General features: G+C 72.9%; 13 protein-coding genes. 5 read left to right on the forward strand and 8 right to left on the reverse strand.

Features of this window, described 5'->3' with window-relative positions; genetic code table 11:
• Positions 1 to 33: 33 nt before the first annotated feature.
• From ACFWTE_RS10245 to moeZ, 5 genes are all read right to left on the reverse strand, one after another.
• Positions 34 to 3,498 carry an ATP-dependent helicase gene (locus ACFWTE_RS10245; protein ID WP_378779006.1) on the reverse strand — a complete coding sequence of 1,155 codons (3,465 nt, stop codon included), beginning with the start codon at positions 3,496 to 3,498 and terminating at the stop codon, positions 34 to 36.
• Positions 3,491 to 6,619, reverse strand: coding sequence for an ATP-dependent helicase (locus ACFWTE_RS10250; RefSeq protein ID WP_378779046.1), 3,129 nt, complete (start codon positions 6,617 to 6,619; stop codon positions 3,491 to 3,493). The genes ACFWTE_RS10245 and ACFWTE_RS10250 overlap by 8 nt, the downstream gene beginning before the upstream one ends.
• Positions 6,620 to 6,705: 86 nt before the next feature.
• On the reverse strand, positions 6,706 to 7,032 hold the full coding sequence (locus tag ACFWTE_RS10255) for an MGMT family protein (RefSeq protein WP_378779007.1): 327 nt from the start codon (positions 7,030 to 7,032) through the stop codon (positions 6,706 to 6,708).
• An 86-nt stretch (positions 7,033 to 7,118) separates the two neighbouring features.
• On the reverse strand, positions 7,119 to 7,505 hold the full coding sequence (locus ACFWTE_RS10260) for an SPW repeat protein (RefSeq protein WP_378779008.1): 387 nt from the start codon (positions 7,503 to 7,505) through the stop codon (positions 7,119 to 7,121).
• 140 nt (positions 7,506 to 7,645) lie between these two features.
• Positions 7,646 to 8,809, reverse strand: coding sequence for an adenylyltransferase/sulfurtransferase MoeZ (gene moeZ / locus ACFWTE_RS10265; protein WP_378779009.1), 1,164 nt, complete (start codon positions 8,807 to 8,809; stop codon positions 7,646 to 7,648).
• A gap of 272 nt (positions 8,810 to 9,081) precedes the next feature.
• On the opposite strand from moeZ, the gene ACFWTE_RS10270 reads away from it, so the two are divergent.
• The 3 genes from ACFWTE_RS10270 (at position 9,082) to ACFWTE_RS10280 (ending at position 11,292) form a co-directional block, all read left to right on the forward strand.
• On the forward strand, positions 9,082 to 9,297 hold the full coding sequence (locus ACFWTE_RS10270) for a hypothetical protein (RefSeq protein WP_378779010.1): 216 nt from the start codon (positions 9,082 to 9,084) through the stop codon (positions 9,295 to 9,297).
• Between the two features lie 222 nt (positions 9,298 to 9,519).
• On the forward strand, positions 9,520 to 10,161 hold the full coding sequence (locus tag ACFWTE_RS10275) for a TetR/AcrR family transcriptional regulator (protein ID WP_378779011.1): 642 nt from the start codon (positions 9,520 to 9,522) through the stop codon (positions 10,159 to 10,161).
• Positions 10,162 to 10,488: 327 nt separating this feature from the next.
• On the forward strand, positions 10,489 to 11,292 hold the full coding sequence (locus ACFWTE_RS10280) for a hypothetical protein (RefSeq protein WP_378779012.1): 804 nt from the start codon (positions 10,489 to 10,491) through the stop codon (positions 11,290 to 11,292).
• Positions 11,293 to 11,392: 100 nt separating this feature from the next.
• Here ACFWTE_RS10280 and ACFWTE_RS10285 read toward each other — a convergent pair whose 3' ends face one another.
• The 3 genes from ACFWTE_RS10285 to ACFWTE_RS10295 all read right to left on the reverse strand — a co-directional run bounded on the left by ACFWTE_RS10285 (position 11,393) and on the right by ACFWTE_RS10295 (position 13,064).
• The gene (locus ACFWTE_RS10285; RefSeq protein ID WP_378779013.1) at positions 11,393 to 11,635 is read right to left on the reverse strand and encodes a hypothetical protein; all 243 of its coding nucleotides are present in this window, start codon (positions 11,633 to 11,635) and stop codon (positions 11,393 to 11,395) included.
• A gap of 271 nt (positions 11,636 to 11,906) precedes the next feature.
• Positions 11,907 to 12,218 carry a DUF6401 family natural product biosynthesis protein gene (locus tag ACFWTE_RS10290; protein WP_378779014.1) on the reverse strand — a complete coding sequence of 104 codons (312 nt, stop codon included), beginning with the start codon at positions 12,216 to 12,218 and terminating at the stop codon, positions 11,907 to 11,909.
• Between the two features lie 162 nt (positions 12,219 to 12,380).
• Complete coding sequence (locus ACFWTE_RS10295; protein ID WP_378779015.1) at positions 12,381 to 13,064, reverse strand: ferritin-like fold-containing protein; 684 nt, start codon at positions 13,062 to 13,064, stop codon at positions 12,381 to 12,383.
• 577 nt (positions 13,065 to 13,641) lie between these two features.
• Here ACFWTE_RS10295 and ACFWTE_RS10300 point away from each other — a divergent pair.
• Entirely contained in the window at positions 13,642 to 15,183 is a 1,542-nt protein-coding gene (locus ACFWTE_RS10300) for a DEAD/DEAH box helicase (protein ID WP_378779016.1), read from the forward strand.
• Positions 15,184 to 15,340: 157 nt separating this feature from the next.
• The gene (locus tag ACFWTE_RS10305) at positions 15,341 to 16,249 is read left to right on the forward strand and encodes an alpha/beta fold hydrolase (protein WP_378779017.1); all 909 of its coding nucleotides are present in this window, start codon (positions 15,341 to 15,343) and stop codon (positions 16,247 to 16,249) included.
• Positions 16,250 to 16,430: the final 181 nt, after the last annotated feature.

The raw sequence follows: 16,430 nt of genomic DNA on the forward strand, positions 1-16,430 counted from the left end.
TGCCGGCACCGGCGGGCACCGGCCGCCGCACCGTCAGCCGGGCTCGGGGACGGAGGAGATCAGCGCCGCCAGGCCCTCGGCGTCGAGCAGGTCGGCGGGGCGCACCGTCCTTCCCGCGAGTACGTAGTGGAACGCGGCGTGCACCTCCTCCAGGTCCACCCCGGCCAGGTCGGCCCAGGCCAGCCTGTAGGCGGCCAGCTGCACGCCCACGGCCCGGCGCTCCGCGTCGTTGCCGGGCGGGCGCCCCGTCTTCCAGTCCACCACGTCGTGGCGGCCCGTCCCGGCGTCGTGGAACACCGCGTCCATGCGGCCGCGGACGAGCCGGTCCCCGATGACCGTCTCGAACGGCACCTCCACCTCCACGGGGACACGGGACCCCCACTCGCTCTGCTCGAAGCGGCGCTGGAGCTCGGCCAGGTCCTCGTCCTCCCCCGCGGTCTCGTCCGCCGCGCCGGGCAGCTCGTCCAGCAGGGTCGCCCGCTGGCCGAACCGCTGCTCCAGCCACGCGTGGAAGGCGGTGCCCCGCCGGGTGTGCGGCGCGGGCGGGCGGGGCAGCGGGCGGCGGATCTGCCGGGCCAGGGCGGAGGGGTCCCTGGCCAGCCACACCATGGAGGACACCGACAGGTGCCCCGGGAGCTCCACCTGGACGGGTCCGCCGCCCGATCCGGCGGCCTCGGACCGGCGGTGGGCCAGCAGCAGTTCGGTGTCGCGCTCCCAGCCCTGGAGGCGGCGGCGCAGCCCCGTGGGAGGGGCCTGTCCCGCCGGGGCTGGCTCTCCGGCGAGCAGGCGCGCGCGGGCGCGCTCGACCAGGGCCGCCCCCTCCGTGATCTCCGCGTGGCGGGTGGAGGTGCCGGGCGCGTGCGCTGCCGCGCCGTCGGCCGCCCCGGTTCCCTGCGGGCCGTCCCCGGCCGTCGGCGGCCACACGGCGGAGCTCTCCTCGTCGTCGTGGGGGTTGGTCTCGTCCTCCCCCGGTGGCGGGGCCCACCCGGCCACCACCCCGGCTCCGCCCTCGCACGCCTCCCGGATCTCCTCCAGGAACGCCGACGGCCCGCGCGGGGCGGTCCCCTCGCGGCCCCACCAGTGGCCGGTGCACACCAGGGCGAACGAGGCGCGGGTGACGGCGACGTAGGCCAGCCGCCGCTCCTCCATGAGCTGGCGGTCCCGCTCCGCCTGGCGGAACCCGGTGATGGCCTCCTTGTCGACGCCGGTGAGCCGGGGCAGGCTGTCGCGGTCGCCGCGCAGCGGGTAGGGCAGCAGGTGGTCGGCCCCCGCCCAGGCCAGCGCGTCACGCGCCTTGGCGGGGAACAGCGGCGACCGCTTGCCCCCGCTGATCCCGGGCACGACGACGACCGGCCACTGGAGGCCCTTGGCGCCGTGCATGGTCATGAGCTTGACGCTGTCGGAACCGCCGACCCGCTCCCCCGGGGCGAGCCCGCTCTCGTTCTCCTCGGCGGCGTTGAGGTAGCTGAGGAAGCTGCCCAGGGTGGGGTCCTCGCTGTTGCCGACGAAGCGGACGGCGTGGTCCACGAACGCGTCGAGGTCGGCGCGCGCCGACAGCGGGTCACGGCCGGTGCGGGAGCCCACCTCGATGTCCAGACCGAGCATCCGCTCGACCTCGGTGACCAGGTCGGGGAGCGGCTGGCCGACGAGCTTGCGCAGGCCGCGCAGCTCCTCGGCGAGGCGGCCCAACCGCTCGTGGGCGGCAGCGGAGTAGTTCTCGGCGGCGCCGGGGTCGTCCACGGCGTCCACCAGGCTGCCGCTCTCGGCGGTCAGGTCCAGCACGGTGCGGCGCAGGATGTCGTCGCCCTCCCCGCCGGCGGACGCCTCCGACGCGGCTCCCCCCTCCTCACCCGGGCCGGGCGAGGTCAGGTCGCGCCGGGTGTGGCGGGCCAGTTCGGTGGCCCTGGCGCCCAGCGCGGCCAGGTCGCGGGGGCCCAGGCGCCAGCGCGGACCGGTGAGCAGCCGTGCGAGCTCGTTCCCGGCGGAGGCGTCGTGGACCACGCGCAGGGTGGCGATGATGTCGCGGACCTCGGGCACCATCATGAGGCCGCCCAGGCCGACGACCTCCACCGGGATACCGCGCGCCTCCAGTGCCTCGCGCAGCGGCGGGAACTGGGACCGCTTGCGGCACAGCACGGCCACGTCGCCGGGGCCGACCCCGCCGTCCTCGGCACCGCCCGACTCGCCCTCGGGCCAGGGCAGGGAGTCGGGTGCGGTCAGGGCGCCGCCGGGCTGGTCGGGCGCGGCGTGGACCAGGCGGTGCACCTGGTCGGCGATCCAGGCGGCCTCCCCGGCCTCGGTGGGGAACAGCGCCGTCAGGGCGGTGCCCCGTCCGCGCCGGGCCGGTCCGGGGTGCAGGACGGGGACGTCTCGGGCCTCGGCGCGCAGCTCCTCGGAGATCCGCTCGGCCACCTCCAGGACGCGCTCACCGTTGCGGAAGCTGGTGGAGAGCCGGCGCACGGCCGCCGGCCTGCCGGGGGCCGCCGGGAAGTCGGTGGGGAACCGCGTGAGGTTGGCCGCGATGGCGCCGCGCCAGCCGTAGATGGACTGGCAGGGGTCGCCGACCGCGGTCACCGGGTGGCCGTCGCCGAACAGCGAGCGCAGCAGGACCAGCTGGGCGTGGCTGGTGTCCTGGTACTCGTCGAGCAGGACCACCCTGTACCGGCCGCGCTCGATGAGCCCGACCTCCGGGTGGTGTTCGGCGATGCGGGCGGCCAGCGCCATCTGGTCACCGAAGTCCATGGCCTCGCGCGCGTGCTTGGCGTGGTTGTAGCGGTCCACCAGCGGCAGGAGCTGTTCGCGTCGGCGCTGGGCGGCGACCAGGTCGCGGGTCTCCTTGGTGGCCTTGCGGGTCATGCCGTCCACACCCGCCTGGATCCACCGGCCGATGCCGCGCACCTGGTCGGTGGTGGTGAGGTGGTCGGCGATCTCCCCGGACAGGTGCAGGACCCGCTGGGTGACGGTGTCGGCCCCCACGGTCACCAGGTCCATGGGGCCGTCGTACTCGCCGACGACCCTGGCGGCGATCTGCCAGGACTGGCCCTGGCTGAGCAGCCTGGACGTGGGCTCGACGGCCTCGCGCAGGGCGTGGTCGGAGACGATGCGCCCGGCGTAGGCGTTGTAGGTGGACACGGTGGGCTCGCCGTCGAGCAGCTCCTCGGGGAACTGCTCGGTGGCGCGCAGCTGCTCCAGCCTCCTGCGCACCCGCTCCGCCAGCTCCGCGGTGGCCTTGCGGGTGAAGGTCAGGCCGAGGATCTGTTCGGGACGCAGGTGGCCGTTGGCGACGAGCCACACCACGCGCGAGGCCATCGTCTCGCTCTTGCCCGAACCGGCACCGGCGATGACCACGCCCGGTTCCAGCGGCGCGGAGATGACCTGCGACTGCTCCGCGGTGGGCTCGGGCTGTCCGAGGAGCCTGGAGAGTTCGGCGGGGCTCAGGCGGGGAGGGGGCGGGGGTTCCGGTGGGGGCTCGGGGGAAAGGGGATGGGGTTCAGACATGTCTGCCCTCGTCCTGCACCGGGCAGCAGGCGCGCACGGCGCACGCGTTGCAGCCCTTGTTACGGATGGCGGTGAACCGTGAGCCGCCCATGCCGCCGGCGACGTCGAGCACCAGGTCCTGGGCCCAGCGGGGGTCGGGGTCCTCCCCCAGCGCCGGCTGCGGCTGTTCACGCGCCTTGTTGGCCAGTGCGGCCCCGCCCACCTGGACGAGCGAGGCCCCGCCGGGTTCGGCCAGTCCGAGCTTGGCGAACGCGCCCTTGAGCACGGCCATCTGGTAGACGCCGAGCTGGGGGTGGCGTGCCAGGTCCTCGGCCTTGGCGCGACCGGTCTTGATGTCCACGACCACGGCGCGGCCCTCGCCGTCGCGTTCGAGGCGGTCCACCCGGCCGGTGATCTCGATGCCGCCCACCTCGACCTTGAACCCCTCCTCGGTGACCACGAGGTCGCGGTCGTTGGCGGAGTCCCAGGAGATGAGCTTGCGGACCATCTCGTCCGCGCGCCCGCGCTGCTGGGCGGCCTGCCAGGGGCCGCCGAAGTCCAGGTCGGCCCAGATCTCGTCCATTCGTCCCCCGATCTCGTCGGCGCTGCTGCCCTGGGCGACCAGAACCGCGACGGCGTGCACGACGGTTCCCAGCGCCGACGCGGAGTCGCCGGAGGAGGCCCCGGCGGCGCGTTCGAGGAGCCAGCGCAACTGGCAGTTGGTGAAACTCTCCACCTGGGACGGCGAGACGCGGATCGTGTCGTCCTCCCCGGCCAGGGGCCGGTCGTCGCTGAAGGGGGTGAGCGCGTACCACTCCGACGGGTCGGCGCCGCGTACTCCCTCCTCGGCGAGGCGGGCCAGGTGGTCGGCGGCGGCCGTCCGGAGCGGGTCGGGGGCCGAGGCGTCGGTGACCACCGAGCGCAGGTCGGCGACGAGCGCGGGCAGGGACAGCCAGCGGCGGCCCGTTCCGACGGGCTCGGGTTCGCCGGCGCCCATCTCGTTGAGGAACCGGGAGGGGCGCTCGTCGGCCTCCTCACCGCCCACCGCGGTCACCACGAGGGTACGGCGGGCGCGGGTGAGGGCGACGTAGAACAGGCGGCGCTCCTCGTCCATGAGCTTGGAGGCCATGGCGGCGCCCGAGGAGTCGGCGGCGTGCACCTCGGCGTCGACCAGCTCCTCCACGCCGAGGAGGGACCCGCGCAGGCGCAGGTCGGGCCAGTCGCCCTCCTGGACGCCGGCGACCACGACCAGCCCCCACTCCAGGCCCTTGGAGCGGTGGGCGGTGAGGATGCGCACGGCCTCGCCCTCGGGGGCGCGTTCGGCGAGGCTGTCACCGGGGATCTCCTGGGCTGCGAGGTCCTCCAGGAACCCGGCGGGGCTGCCGGGGGGCAGCCGGTCGCAGTAGCGGGCGGCGCTCTCGAACAGGGCCACCACGGCGTCGAGGTCGCGGTCGGCCCCGGCGCCCCGGCGCCCCCCGGCCAGGCTCGCGCGGAGCAGCCGGTCGGCGAGCCCGCTGTCACGCCACAGCTCCCAGAGCACCTGTTCCGCGTCGGATCCCCTGGCGGTCAGGTCGCGGACGGTCCTCAGGGCGCGGGCCACGCGTTCGGCGGGTGCGGCGACGTCGGAGGCGATCAGGGCGAGGTCGGCGGGGTCGCGCAGGACGTCCACGAGCAGGCTCGCGGCGGGCCGGTAGGACCCGTCGCCCTCGTGGGCGCGGTCGAGGTCCAGGCGGCGCAGCGCCCGGACGAGCCTGCGCAACCGCACCGTGTCGGCCTCGCCGAAGGGCCCGGTGAGGAGTTCCCGGGCGGAGTCCTCGTCGAGCAGGTCCGGGGACAGGCCGTAACGGATCAGCGCGAGCAGGGGCCGCACGAGGGGCTCGGCGGCCACGGGCAGGTCGTCCGCGCCGACCGCGACGGGGACGGACGCGGCGGTCAGCGCGCGCCGCAGGACGGGCAGCTGGCGGGTGGACGAGCGCACGAGCACGGCCATGTCCGACCAGGGGACGCCGTCCACCAGGTGGGCACGGCGGAGGGTGTCGGCGATGACGGCCGCCTCCTGGGTGGGGCTGTCGGCCGTCATCACGCGGACCTCGCCGTCGGGGACGCCCGGGGCCGGGACCAGGTTGCGGTGCTCGTTGACGTGGCCGCGCGCGGACGTCACCGCGGGAAGGCGCCGGGTCAGGGCGCGGGAGGCGGCCAGGAGGGCGGTACCGCTGCGCCGGCACGTGCGCAGGGCCACCACGGGCGCCTCGGTGCGCCGGGTGGTCGTGAAGCGCCGCGGGAAGTCGAGGATGTTGTGGACCTCGGCGCCGCGGAAGGCGTAGATGGACTGGTCCGGGTCGCCGACCGCGACGAGGTCGCGGCCGTCCCCGGCCAGTGCTCGCAGGAGTTCCTCCTGCGCGGGGTCGGTGTCCTGGTACTCGTCCACGAACACCACCTCGTGGGCGGAGCGCTCGCGTTCCTGGATCGCGGGGTCGGAGAGCATGTTCGCGGCGACCCTGACCAGCTCGGCGTAGTTGAGGGTGGGGACGGGGGCGATGTCGAACCGTCCCGTGTAGCGGTCCAGGAAACCGGCGGCGGCCACCCAGTCGTCGCGGCCGCGCTCACGGCCCAGGCGCTCCAGCTCGGCGGGGCCCAGCCCGCGCTCCTGGGCGCGCATGAGGAAGTCGCGCAGCTCCTCGGCGTACCCCCGGGTCTCCAGCGCCGGGCGCAGGCGTTCCGGCCACTCCCGCGCTCCGTCCGCGGCCTCTCCCGCCAGCAGCTCGCGGACCTCCATCAGCTGTTCGGGACCCGACAGCAGGCGCGGCGGCAGGTCGCCCGCCCGCTGGAACTCGCGCCGGATCAGCGCGTAGGCGTAGCTGTGGAAGGTCAGGGCCAGCGGTTCGCGGGTGGTGCGGCGCAGCCTCGCGGTGATGCGTTCCCGCAGTTCCTGGGCGGCCTTGCGGCTGAAGGTGAGCACGAGGATGCGCGAGGGGTCGACGCCGCGGTTGTCGATGCGGTCGACGACGGCCTCGACGATCGTGGTGGTCTTGCCCGTGCCGGGCCCGGCGAGGACCAGGAGGGGTCCGCCCGCGTGGTCGACCACGCGCTGCTGGTTCTCGTCCAGCACCGGCGGCGGCAGCACCTGGTTGGCGCGCCGCACGAGTCGGTACGGAGATGGGTTCACGTCACCAGTTCACCAGAAGGCGGCGACCTTCTCGGACGCCTCCCAGGCTTCCAACCAGCTCCTCAATCCCCGGATCCGCCGTCCCAACGGGCTTTGCGCATGTCCACCCGGTCGTTCCCGGGACGCATGGGGGTGCTCTCGGCCGCGTAGTGGGAAAGAGCACGTACCTCGTGGCCGGACGCGGGACGCCCGTCGGAGCGCACCACCCGCCACCAGGGCACCGCACCGCCCCACGCGGACATGACCGAGCCGACCTGGCGGGGGCCTCCCCGCCCGACGTACTCGGCGATGTCGCCGTAGGCCATCACCCGTCCCGGCGGGATCCGCTCGACCAGCCCGAGGACCTCCTCGGCGTAGTCGTCCGGCCCGCCCTCCTCGTCCGCGAACACCCCCGCAGCCTATCCAGCACGCGGCGGGGGCCGCCCCCGCTGTCCGGCGGGAACGGCCCCCGCGGTGCGGCGGCGGCGCGGTCGGGTCAGCTCGGGACCTCGTTGACGTGCGCGCTCCAGGCGAGGTCGGGGTCGCGACGGCGGGCCCGGTCGGCCTGCACCAGACCGAACACCCCCAGCAGGGCGATGCCCCCGCCGATGACCCACGCGGTCCAGGCGGCCGCGGGCAGGTGCGTGAAGGCGAGCAGCCAGGGCATCGCGAACACCAGTACGCCGATCGCGAGGATGCCCAACTCGCTCGACAGGGCGCCCGGGCGGGTGAGGGAGAACGAGGCCCCCACGACGACGCCCAGCCCGAGGACGAACATCGCTCCCCCGCTGAACCCGTACATCCCGTGCCAGAGCCAGCTCACTCCCAGGGCCAGACCGGCGACCACCGCCACCCAGTCCGCCCGGCGTCCCTTCTCTCGCATAGCGCCACCTCCCAAGCAGCAGGGCCGTCCCGGGGATCGGCCGACGGCCTCGGGAGTCTTGTACCCACTCCCCTTCCGGGGAACGCGAACGGCGCCGGGTACCGCACCCGGCGCCGTTTCGCGGGGTCTCCCCCCGGCCGCTAGTACGCGGGCAGGCTGGGGTCGACCTGGTTGACCCAGGCCAGGACACCGCCGCCGACGTGCACGGCGTCGGAGAACCCGGCCGCGTGCACCGCCGCGAGGGCCTCGGCCGAGCGCACGCCCGACTTGCAGTGCAAGACGATGCGCTTGTCCTGCGGCAGCTTCTCGAACGCCTTCCCGTTGAGGAACTCGCCCTTCGGGATGAGGGTCGCGGTCGGGATGCTGACGATCTCGTACTCGTTCTTCTCGCGGACGTCCACGAGGAAGATGTCCTCGGCCTTGGTGTCCAGGAGCTCCTTGAGCTCGGGTGCGGTGATCGTCGAGCCGGCGGCGGCCTCGGTGGCCTCCTCCGACACGGCGCCGCAGAACGCCTCGTAGTCGATCAGCTCGGTGATCGGCTCGGTGTCCGGGTCCTTGCGGACCTTGACCTCGCGCCAGGTCATCTCGAGGGCGTCGAAGATGAGCAGGCGGCCGACCAGCGGGTCACCGATGCCGGTGATCAGCTTGATGGCCTCGTTCACCATGACGGCGCCGATGGAGGCGCACAGCACGCCGAGGACGCCGCCCTCGGCGCAGGACGGCACCATGCCGGGCGGCGGGGGCTCGGGGTACAGGTCGCGGTACTGGGGCCCGTGCTCGTTCCAGAAGACGCTGACCTGGCCGTCGAAACGGTAGATGGAACCCCACACGTACGGCTTGTCCAGCAGTACGGCGGCGTCGTTGACCAGGTAGCGGGTCGCGAAGTTGTCGGTCCCGTCCAGGATCAGGTCGTAGGGGGCGAAGATCTCCAACGCGTTGTCCGACTCCAGGCGGTCCTGGTGCAGGATGACCTCGACGTTGGGGTTCACCTCCTTGATGCTGTCCCGGGCGGACTCGGCCTTGGGGCGGCCGACGTCACTCTGCCCGTGGATGACCTGGCGCTGGAGGTTGGACTCGTCCACGACGTCGAAGTCGATGATGCCGAGCGTGCCCACGCCCGCGGCGGCCAGGTAGAGCAGCGCCGGGGAGCCCAGGCCGCCCGCGCCGACGACCAGCACCTTGGCGTTCTTCAGGCGCTTCTGCCCGTCCATGCCCACGTCGGGGATGATCAGGTGGCGCGAGTAGCGGCGCACCTCGTCCACGGTCAGCTCGTCAGCTGGTTCCACCAGCGGCGGCAGCGACACGGTGACTCCTCATGTCTGTTCATGGTGCTTCGACCGCCCGTACCGGAACCGGCAGAGGGCGCGGGGGCGAAGCGTGCTTGCACTTATACCCAACCTAACGGGTGGGGTTTTCCATTCCCACCGCGGGGAGGCGTGGGACATGACACCCGTGCGACCTCCCCGTACAGCACCAACCGGCGCGGCCCGCGAGTTCATCCCGAGCGGTCCCGTGTGCCGCGCGAACCGGCGGGTAGTGTCGCCTATACGTTCAGCGACGACGTGGGGAGTACCCCGTGACATCAGAGAGCAGTCCCGTCGGCGGACACCCGGTACCCGGTGGGGACCCGGAGGCGGAGGTACCCGAGGCCGACGCGGCCGAGCAGCGCGCGACGGCGGGTGGCGACGACGGCTGGGACGCCCCCTCCGAGGAGAGCTTCGACGAGGCCGACGAGGCCGACGTGGTGGAGCAGTCCTTCGAGGTCGGCACCGACGACGACGAGCGAAGGTGACCCCCGCCCGCGGTTCGGGGCCGGTTCCGGCCCCGTCCGCCGGGGCTGCGGCGCCGTGACCGGGCCCTCGGCCCCCGCGTCCGCCCGCACGGAAGCTACGCGGGAGTAAGATGGGGCGAAAGCTGTACGACGCGCCATCGATCGGCAGCGTCCGGCAGTACTAGCCACGCAGATGTTCGAACATGGCGCGCATCTGCCATGCCGAGTTCGGAGGGTGTGGGTGTGACAGCTCCTTCAGACGCCCGCGCCCGGGGCACCCGCTTGCCCCGGGTCAGGCGGCGCCGCCAACTCCTGTCCGCAGCACAGGAGGTCTTCGTCGCCCGCGGCTACCACGCGGCGGCGATGGACGAGATCGCCGACCGCGCAGGTGTCAGCAAGCCAGTGCTCTACCAGCACTTCCCCGGGAAGCTGGAGCTGTACCTGGCCCTGCTCGAAGAGCACTCGGAGGCGCTGGTCGAGAAGCAGCGCGAGGCCTTGGAGAGCACCGACGACAACCACCAGCGGGTCGCGGCCAGCTTCCAGGCCTACTTCGACTTCGTCGCGGGCGACGGCGAGGCCTTCCGGCTGGTCTTCGAGTCCGACCTGCGCAACCTTCCCGCTGTGCGGGAGAAGACCGAGCAGACGTTCCAGCGCTGCGCCGAACTCATCGGCGCGGTGATCCGGCAGGACACCAGCATCTCCGACGAGGAGGCGCACCTGCTGAGCATCGGCCTGGTCGGCATGGCCGAGACCAGCGCCCGGTACTGGCTCAACAACCACGGGGCCGTCCCCAAGGACGCCGCCGAGCAGCTCGTGGCCCGGCTGGCCTGGCGCGGTATAAGCGGCTGGGACCTCCAGCGCAGGGCCGACGAACAGGACTCCTAGGACACGCTTCCCGCTCCGGGGACCGGCCCTGCGGCCGTCCGGACACAGGAACACGGGCCCCCGGGTGCGCACCGCGCACGGGGGCCCTCCGCTGTGGCGGAACCGGTCGCCCCGGCGGCGTCTTCCCCCGCCCGGGCAGTCCCCTCCCCCTTTTTCGCAAGGAATTCACCAAGAAAAGGCAATCCCCTCACCTGATGTCTGACAAGCGGTTCAATTCCATTTCGCCGGGTATCGCCGGAATGAGAAGTAACTGGCTTCTCTTCGCGGAATCCGCCCGGACCTCATTCGGGTCATGGGCGGAGTGAGCGATTTGGGGGTGAAGACGTTATGGACACGGGTCAGGGCCTGATGACGGCCTGGCAGGCGGTGGCGGGTTTCGTTCCGCTGCTGATCGGCTTCCTCGCGATCCTGGTTCTGGGCTGGCTCATCGCCTGGTTGGTGGGCAAGGGGGTCGCCAAGGGCCTGCACGGCGTCGGACTGGACCGCGCGCTGCACCGTGGGGGTGTGGGCGAGTACTTCGAGCGCAGCCGCTGGACCGCCAGCGAGCTGTGCGGAAAGATCATCTACTACGTCGGACTGCTGTTCGTGTTCACGCTCGCGTTCAGCGTCTTCGGTCCGAACCCGATCAGCACGCTGCTCAACGACGTCATCGCCTGGATCCCGCGCGGCATCGTGGCCCTGGTGATCGTCGTGGTCGCCGCCATGATCGCCAAGGCGGTCCGCGACCTCGTCTCGGGCGCGCTGAGCGGCCTTTCCTACGGGCGGTTCCTGGCCAACGTGGCAGGGGTGTTCATCCTGGCCCTCGGTGTCATCGCGGCGCTGAACCAGATGGGCGTCGCCGTGAGCGTGACCCTGCCGGTCCTGATCGCGGTCCTTGCCACCATCGGCGGCATCCTCATCGTCGGTGTCGGCGGCGGCATGATCGAGCCGATGCGCTCGCGCTGGTCCCGCTGGCTCGACGTGGCCGAGCGCGAGACGAGCCGCCTCGGCGGCCAGGGCGAGGAGAGCTACCGGGCCGGCCGGGAGGCCGCGATGAACGGTCCCGCCACCGCCGGGCGCAGGGAGGGCGCGTCGGCGTCGACCTCGGCACCGTCCACCCGCCCCGGAACGGGCAGTGGGCCGACCTCGTGACGGATCACTCCGCGAGTCCCTGAGACCGCGGACAGCAGAGGAGGGCGGGGCCGGACGGCCCCGCCCTCGTCGTGCACGCCGTACCCGGCCCGGACGGCCCTCAGAGGAACTCGGAGTCGCGCAGCTCCAGGCGCGCCAGGTGCTCGATCCGCCGGACGGCGAGGACGACGGAGGCGATGATCGGCAGGAAAGCCAGCCAGAAGGCCAGGTTCCCCGGTCCGGTGAAGACCATCGACACCAGTGCGACGACGATGATCAGTGCGAACAGCGCGAAGTCGACGCGGTCCTGCTGGATCAGGACGCCGACCGGTGGGCGCGCAGCCCCATGTCGACCGCTCCTCATTCGCATTCCTTTCTCGCGGCTCTGCGGGCCGCTCCGCCAGTTACGGCGTCCACCGGTCCGCTCCCGGACCGGCGTAACGCCGTGAATCCCACGTTGCATTCCGCAGTGCCCTGGTTCGACCACGGTGCGCCGGACCGCTCACGGCCGCCGGAAGTGGCCTGATGCTTTTCAGCGTACGCCCGGCGGCGTGTTTTCGCCGGAGAACCGGAAGGGCACATGCCCACGGAGGACCTCGCGTCGTGGGTCACACCCGTCTGCGGACGTCACCAACCTAGCGGACGAAACCACGGTCCTTGGCCAGTCGGCAGATCGCGAGAATGCGGAGGGTCTCCCAGTCGTATTCGACGGCCTCGGAGTCCCAACCCCTTTCGAGGCAGCCGTCGAGGAAGCCGTGGAGGTAGGTGCCGAGGGTGCGCGCGTTGAGCCCGCTGCCCGAGGAGGTGATTCCTTCGCACACCTGTGCGGAGTGCTGGTCCAGCTCAGAGCACATCCAGGGGTCGACCGGCCCGTCCAGGGGGCCGATCCTGTGAAAGTCACGGGTGAGTCCGGCCAGCGGATGGCGCACGGAGGTCCCACGGGGCATGGAAGTACCTATTCGCGTGGTCAGGAGACGGGAAACTTCAACGAGTTTACGTGCCTTCACCAACGAATCGTCACGAAAGTGTTGGATATTACCCCCGCTTGACCAAGAGCGCCCCTGGTACGGGTCAAGCCGCGCCGGGGTCCGCCTCCGTGCGGGGCGGGCTCAGGCGGACAGGCCCATCGCGTCGAGGCGCGCCTTGTGGCGGTCGGTGAGGGAGGCGAACATGCGGCTCACGGCGGCCAGGTCGCCGAGCCCGGTGGCGTCCGCGGACCTCTGGGGGTCCTCCGCCAGGAGCGCGGCCAGCCGCGGGCGGCTCACCGCCACGTGCTGCGCCTGGCTGAGCGCCTCGCCGACCAGGCGGCGGGCCCACAGGGACAGCCGCCCGGCCAGTGTGGGGTCCTCCGCCACGGCGGCGCGCACCGCCCCGGCCACGAACTCGGCCCGTCCCGTCTCGGCGAGCACGCCCTCGACCAGGACCGCGGTCTCCTCGTCGGCGAGAGCCGCGACCTTGCGGTAGAAGTCACCCGCGATGCCGTCGCCGACGTAGGTCTTGACCAGGCTCTCCAGCCAGCTCTGCGCCTCCGTGCGCTCGTGCCAGGCGTCCAGCGGCGCCACGAACGGCTCCATGGCCTCCTCGGGGACGAACCCCAGCTCCTCCAGGCGGTCCCGGAGGGTCTGGTAGTGCGCCTGTTCGGCGGCGGCCAGGGCGGCCAACTGGCCCTTGCTGCGCAGCGACGGGGCGAGGCCGGCGTCGTCCGCGAGACGGAAGAAGGAACCGAGCTCCGCGTAGGCGAGCAGCCCGAGCAGGTCGATCACGCCGGGGTCGGCAGAGGGGCCTTTGGTCATGCCCGCCAGAGTAGCGCCCGGTCGCGGACACGCCGAACCCGGGGAGCGCGGGGAGCGCGCGGGGACTAAACGGCTCGTCGGCACGGTTGCACACGCTGGGAGCGGGTACGGTCCCAGCCGTCCACAACCGGAGTGAACTGCTATGTCCACCCGGCGCGTCACCAGCTAGACTCTGCGTGATGACCGGCGCGTGCGGCCGACCCGAGGCTCTCCTCACACACGGGGATGCTCCCGCGCATCGGCGTCGCGCAGGCGGCGCCCACCCAGGCGCGGACCCGCACCACCACGTGGTCGCGGGGCCCGCGCGAGGAAAACGACGAACCACGGATGTTCCCGTCCACGCGGGGACGGTCCTTGATCCGCGGCGGGGAACCCCCCACGCCGCACGGATCACGCAGGCAGCGCCACCGCGCCGTTACGGCCGCGGTGAGCCGCGCCCATCGCGGCGGCCACGAGCCGACCGCGACCGCATCCCGCCGCGGCCACGTCAATGTTGCGGCCCGCCAAGATGGAGGCTTGAGCCCTGAGCACCACAGAAGTCACGACCAAACCCAAGACGACCTTCCGCGATCTGGGGGTGAGCACGGAACTCGCCGACGCCCTGGAAGCGGAGGGGATCACCGAGCCCTTCCCCATCCAGGAGCTCGCCCTGCCGATCGCGCTGCACGGCAGCGACATCATCGGACAGGCCCGTACCGGTACCGGTAAGACCCTGGCCTTCGGCCTCCCGCTGCTCCAGCGGGCGCAGAAGGCACCCGGCACCTCCAAGCGTCCCCGCGCCCTCGTGGTGGTCCCGACCCGCGAGCTGGCCATCCAGGTCGCCGCGGACCTGACGACCGCGAGCAAGCGCAGCGGCGGCCGTGTGCTGACCGTCTACGGCGGACGTTCCTACGAACCCCAGGTCAACGGGCTCAAGGAGGGCACCGACGTCGTCGTCGGCACCCCGGGCCGCCTGCTCGACCTGGAGAACCAGAAGCACCTGCGTTTGGACGAGGTGTCCGCGGTGGTCCTGGACGAGGCCGACAAGATGCTCGACCTCGGCTTCCTGCCCGACATCGAGCGCATCCTCACCAAGATCCCCGTCGAGCGCCAGGTGATGCTCTTCTCGGCCACCATGCCGAGCGAGATCGTCTCCCTGTCCCGCAAGTACCTGCGCCAGCCGACGCACGTCCGCGCGGGGGACGACAACGAGATCGACGGCTCCGCGATCACCGGGCAGATCACGCAGCACGCGCTGCGCACCCACCAGATGGACAAGATCGAGATGCTCGCCCGCCTGATCCAGGCGGAGGACCACGGCCAGAGCATGGTGTTCTGCCAGACCAAGCGGGCCTGCGACCGGGTGGCCACCGAGCTCAAGACGCGCGGGTTCGCCGTCGCGGCCGTGCACGGCGACCTGGGCCAGAGCCAGCGCGAGCGGGCTCTGCGGGCCTTCCGCAACGGCAAGATCAACATCCTGGTCGCCACCGACGTGGCCGCCCGCGGGCTCGACGTGGACGACGTCACGCACGTCGTCAACTACGAGACCCCCGAGGACGAGAAGACCTACACGCACCGCATCGGCCGCACCGGCCGGGCCGGGCGCAGCGGTACCGCGGTCACCTTCGTGGACTGGCAGGAGATGCCGCGCTGGAAGCTGATCAACGCTGCCCTCGACCTGCCGTTCGCCGAGCCGGAGGAGACCTACTCCACCTCGCCGCACTTCTTCGAGGCGCTGCGGATCCCCGCCGGGACCAAGGGCAAGTTGGCCGCCGACAAGCGCGCCGACCACGCCGGCCTGGAGGCCGAGGAGGTCGAGGACATCGGTGACACCGGCGTTCCGCGGGGCGACCGGGGCGGCCGACGTGACCACGAGGGCGGACGGGACCGCGGAGCCGGCGCCCGGGCCGAGAGCGGGAGCGGACGCAACCGCGGCCGTTCGCGCCGCCGCACCCGCGGCGGACCGGAATCGGCTCCGGCCGAGGTGGCCCCGGTCAAGGTGGAGACCCCCGCGCCGGCACAGGCGGAGGCCCCCCGCGACAGCGCCAGGACCACCGACGAGGGCGCCCCCAGGGTCCGGCGCCGCCGCCGCACCCGCGGCGGAACCGGAACCACGCAGCGGGATCCCGAGAACACCTGACCCCTCCGCCGTGCGGCGCCCGCGAGGGTGGGCGCCACGGCGAGCGCACGACGTGCGGGCACCGCGTCTCCCCGCGGTGCCGGTGTCGGTGGCCGCTTCGTCGGCCGCGGCCCGGAACAGTCCGGGCCGGGCCACCGATCGTCTAGGGTGGCCCGACGTGAGTACACCTCAGTTCATCGACCTGCCGCCGGGCGTGCGGCGCGCGGACCTGCCCCTCTCGTACGGTCCCCTCGCCGCCCTCCGTGCGATGCCCACCTCCGGGAGCACCGAGCTGGCTCCCGCTGTCCTGGTGCACGGCTTCACCGGTAGCAAGGAGGACTTCATCGCCCTCCTCCAGAGCCTCGCCCAGGCGGGGCGGGAGGTGGTCGCGATCGACCTGCCCGGCACCTACGAGTCGCCTGGATGGGAGACCCTCCTCGCTCCGCCGGGCGTCCAGGTCCCCGACTACCGCCTGTCCTCCCTCGGCGGAGTGGTGGCCGAGGTCGTCGACCTCGTCGGCGGAAGCGGACAGGCCCATCTGGTGGGGCACTCCTTCGGCGGCTTGGTGGCCCGCGAGACCGCCCTGTCCGGCCTCGCCGACCTCGCCTCGCTGACCCTGCTGTGCAGCGGCCCGGCCGCTCTCGGCGGCCAGGGCGCCGTGCTCGCCCGCAACCTCATCGCCGCGCTCTCCGTCGACCCCACCCCCGAACGGCTCCGTGAGCTGTGGGACGAACGCTTCGACGCGCAGGCGCGCAGCCGCACCCCCGACCCGGTGATACGGGAGTTCCTCCGAGACCGGCTGCTGTCCAGCAGCGCACTGGCCCTGATGCGTACCGCCGAGGACCTGCTGGGCGCCGACGACCGCGTCGACGAGCTCGCCGACCTGAAGATCCCCAAGCTCGTGGTCTACGGGGAGAACGACGACGCGTGGTCCCCGGCCGAGCAGGACGACATGGCCGCGAGGATGGGCGCCCGGCGGCTGGTGGTGCCCGGTGCGGGCCACTCCCCCAACGTGGAGGCGCCCGAGACCACGTCCGGCGTGCTGACCTCGTTCTGGAACGAGACGGAGTCGGTGGGCCGGCGTTGACGCGGTGACCGGAGAGGTTCGCGGCCCCGCCCTCTCAGGTCGGTGCAGCCAGGTCGTGTGCCGCGCCGGAGCACCGGGCAGACCACGGGAACGCGCCGTGGGGCCCGCCCGCGGGGGGGGCGGCCCGGCGGGGGTGACGGCGGGGGAGGCCCCGGTGGGGGAGTTATTTGTTGCCCCCCCC

This window comes from Nocardiopsis sp. NPDC058631 (genome assembly GCF_042716955.1).
In the GTDB taxonomy this organism is placed as follows: Bacteria; Actinomycetota; Actinomycetes; order Streptosporangiales; family Streptosporangiaceae; genus Nocardiopsis.

Bases quoted from the DNA above. Each gene is read 5' to 3' on its own strand.
- ACFWTE_RS10280 (WP_378779012.1), top strand. From the start codon at position 10,489: ATGGACACGGGTCAGGGCCTGATGACGGCCTGGCAGGCGGTGGCGGGT.
- ACFWTE_RS10245 (WP_378779006.1), bottom strand. From the start codon at position 3,498: ATGTCTGAACCCCATCCCCTTTCCCCCGAGCCCCCACCGGAACCCCCG.
- ACFWTE_RS10260 (WP_378779008.1), bottom strand. From the start codon at position 7,505: ATGCGAGAGAAGGGACGCCGGGCGGACTGGGTGGCGGTGGTCGCCGGT.
- ACFWTE_RS10295 (WP_378779015.1), bottom strand. From the start codon at position 13,064: ATGACCAAAGGCCCCTCTGCCGACCCCGGCGTGATCGACCTGCTCGGG.
- ACFWTE_RS10285 (WP_378779013.1), bottom strand. From the start codon at position 11,635: ATGAGGAGCGGTCGACATGGGGCTGCGCGCCCACCGGTCGGCGTCCTG.
- ACFWTE_RS10290 (WP_378779014.1), bottom strand. From the start codon at position 12,218: ATGCCCCGTGGGACCTCCGTGCGCCATCCGCTGGCCGGACTCACCCGT.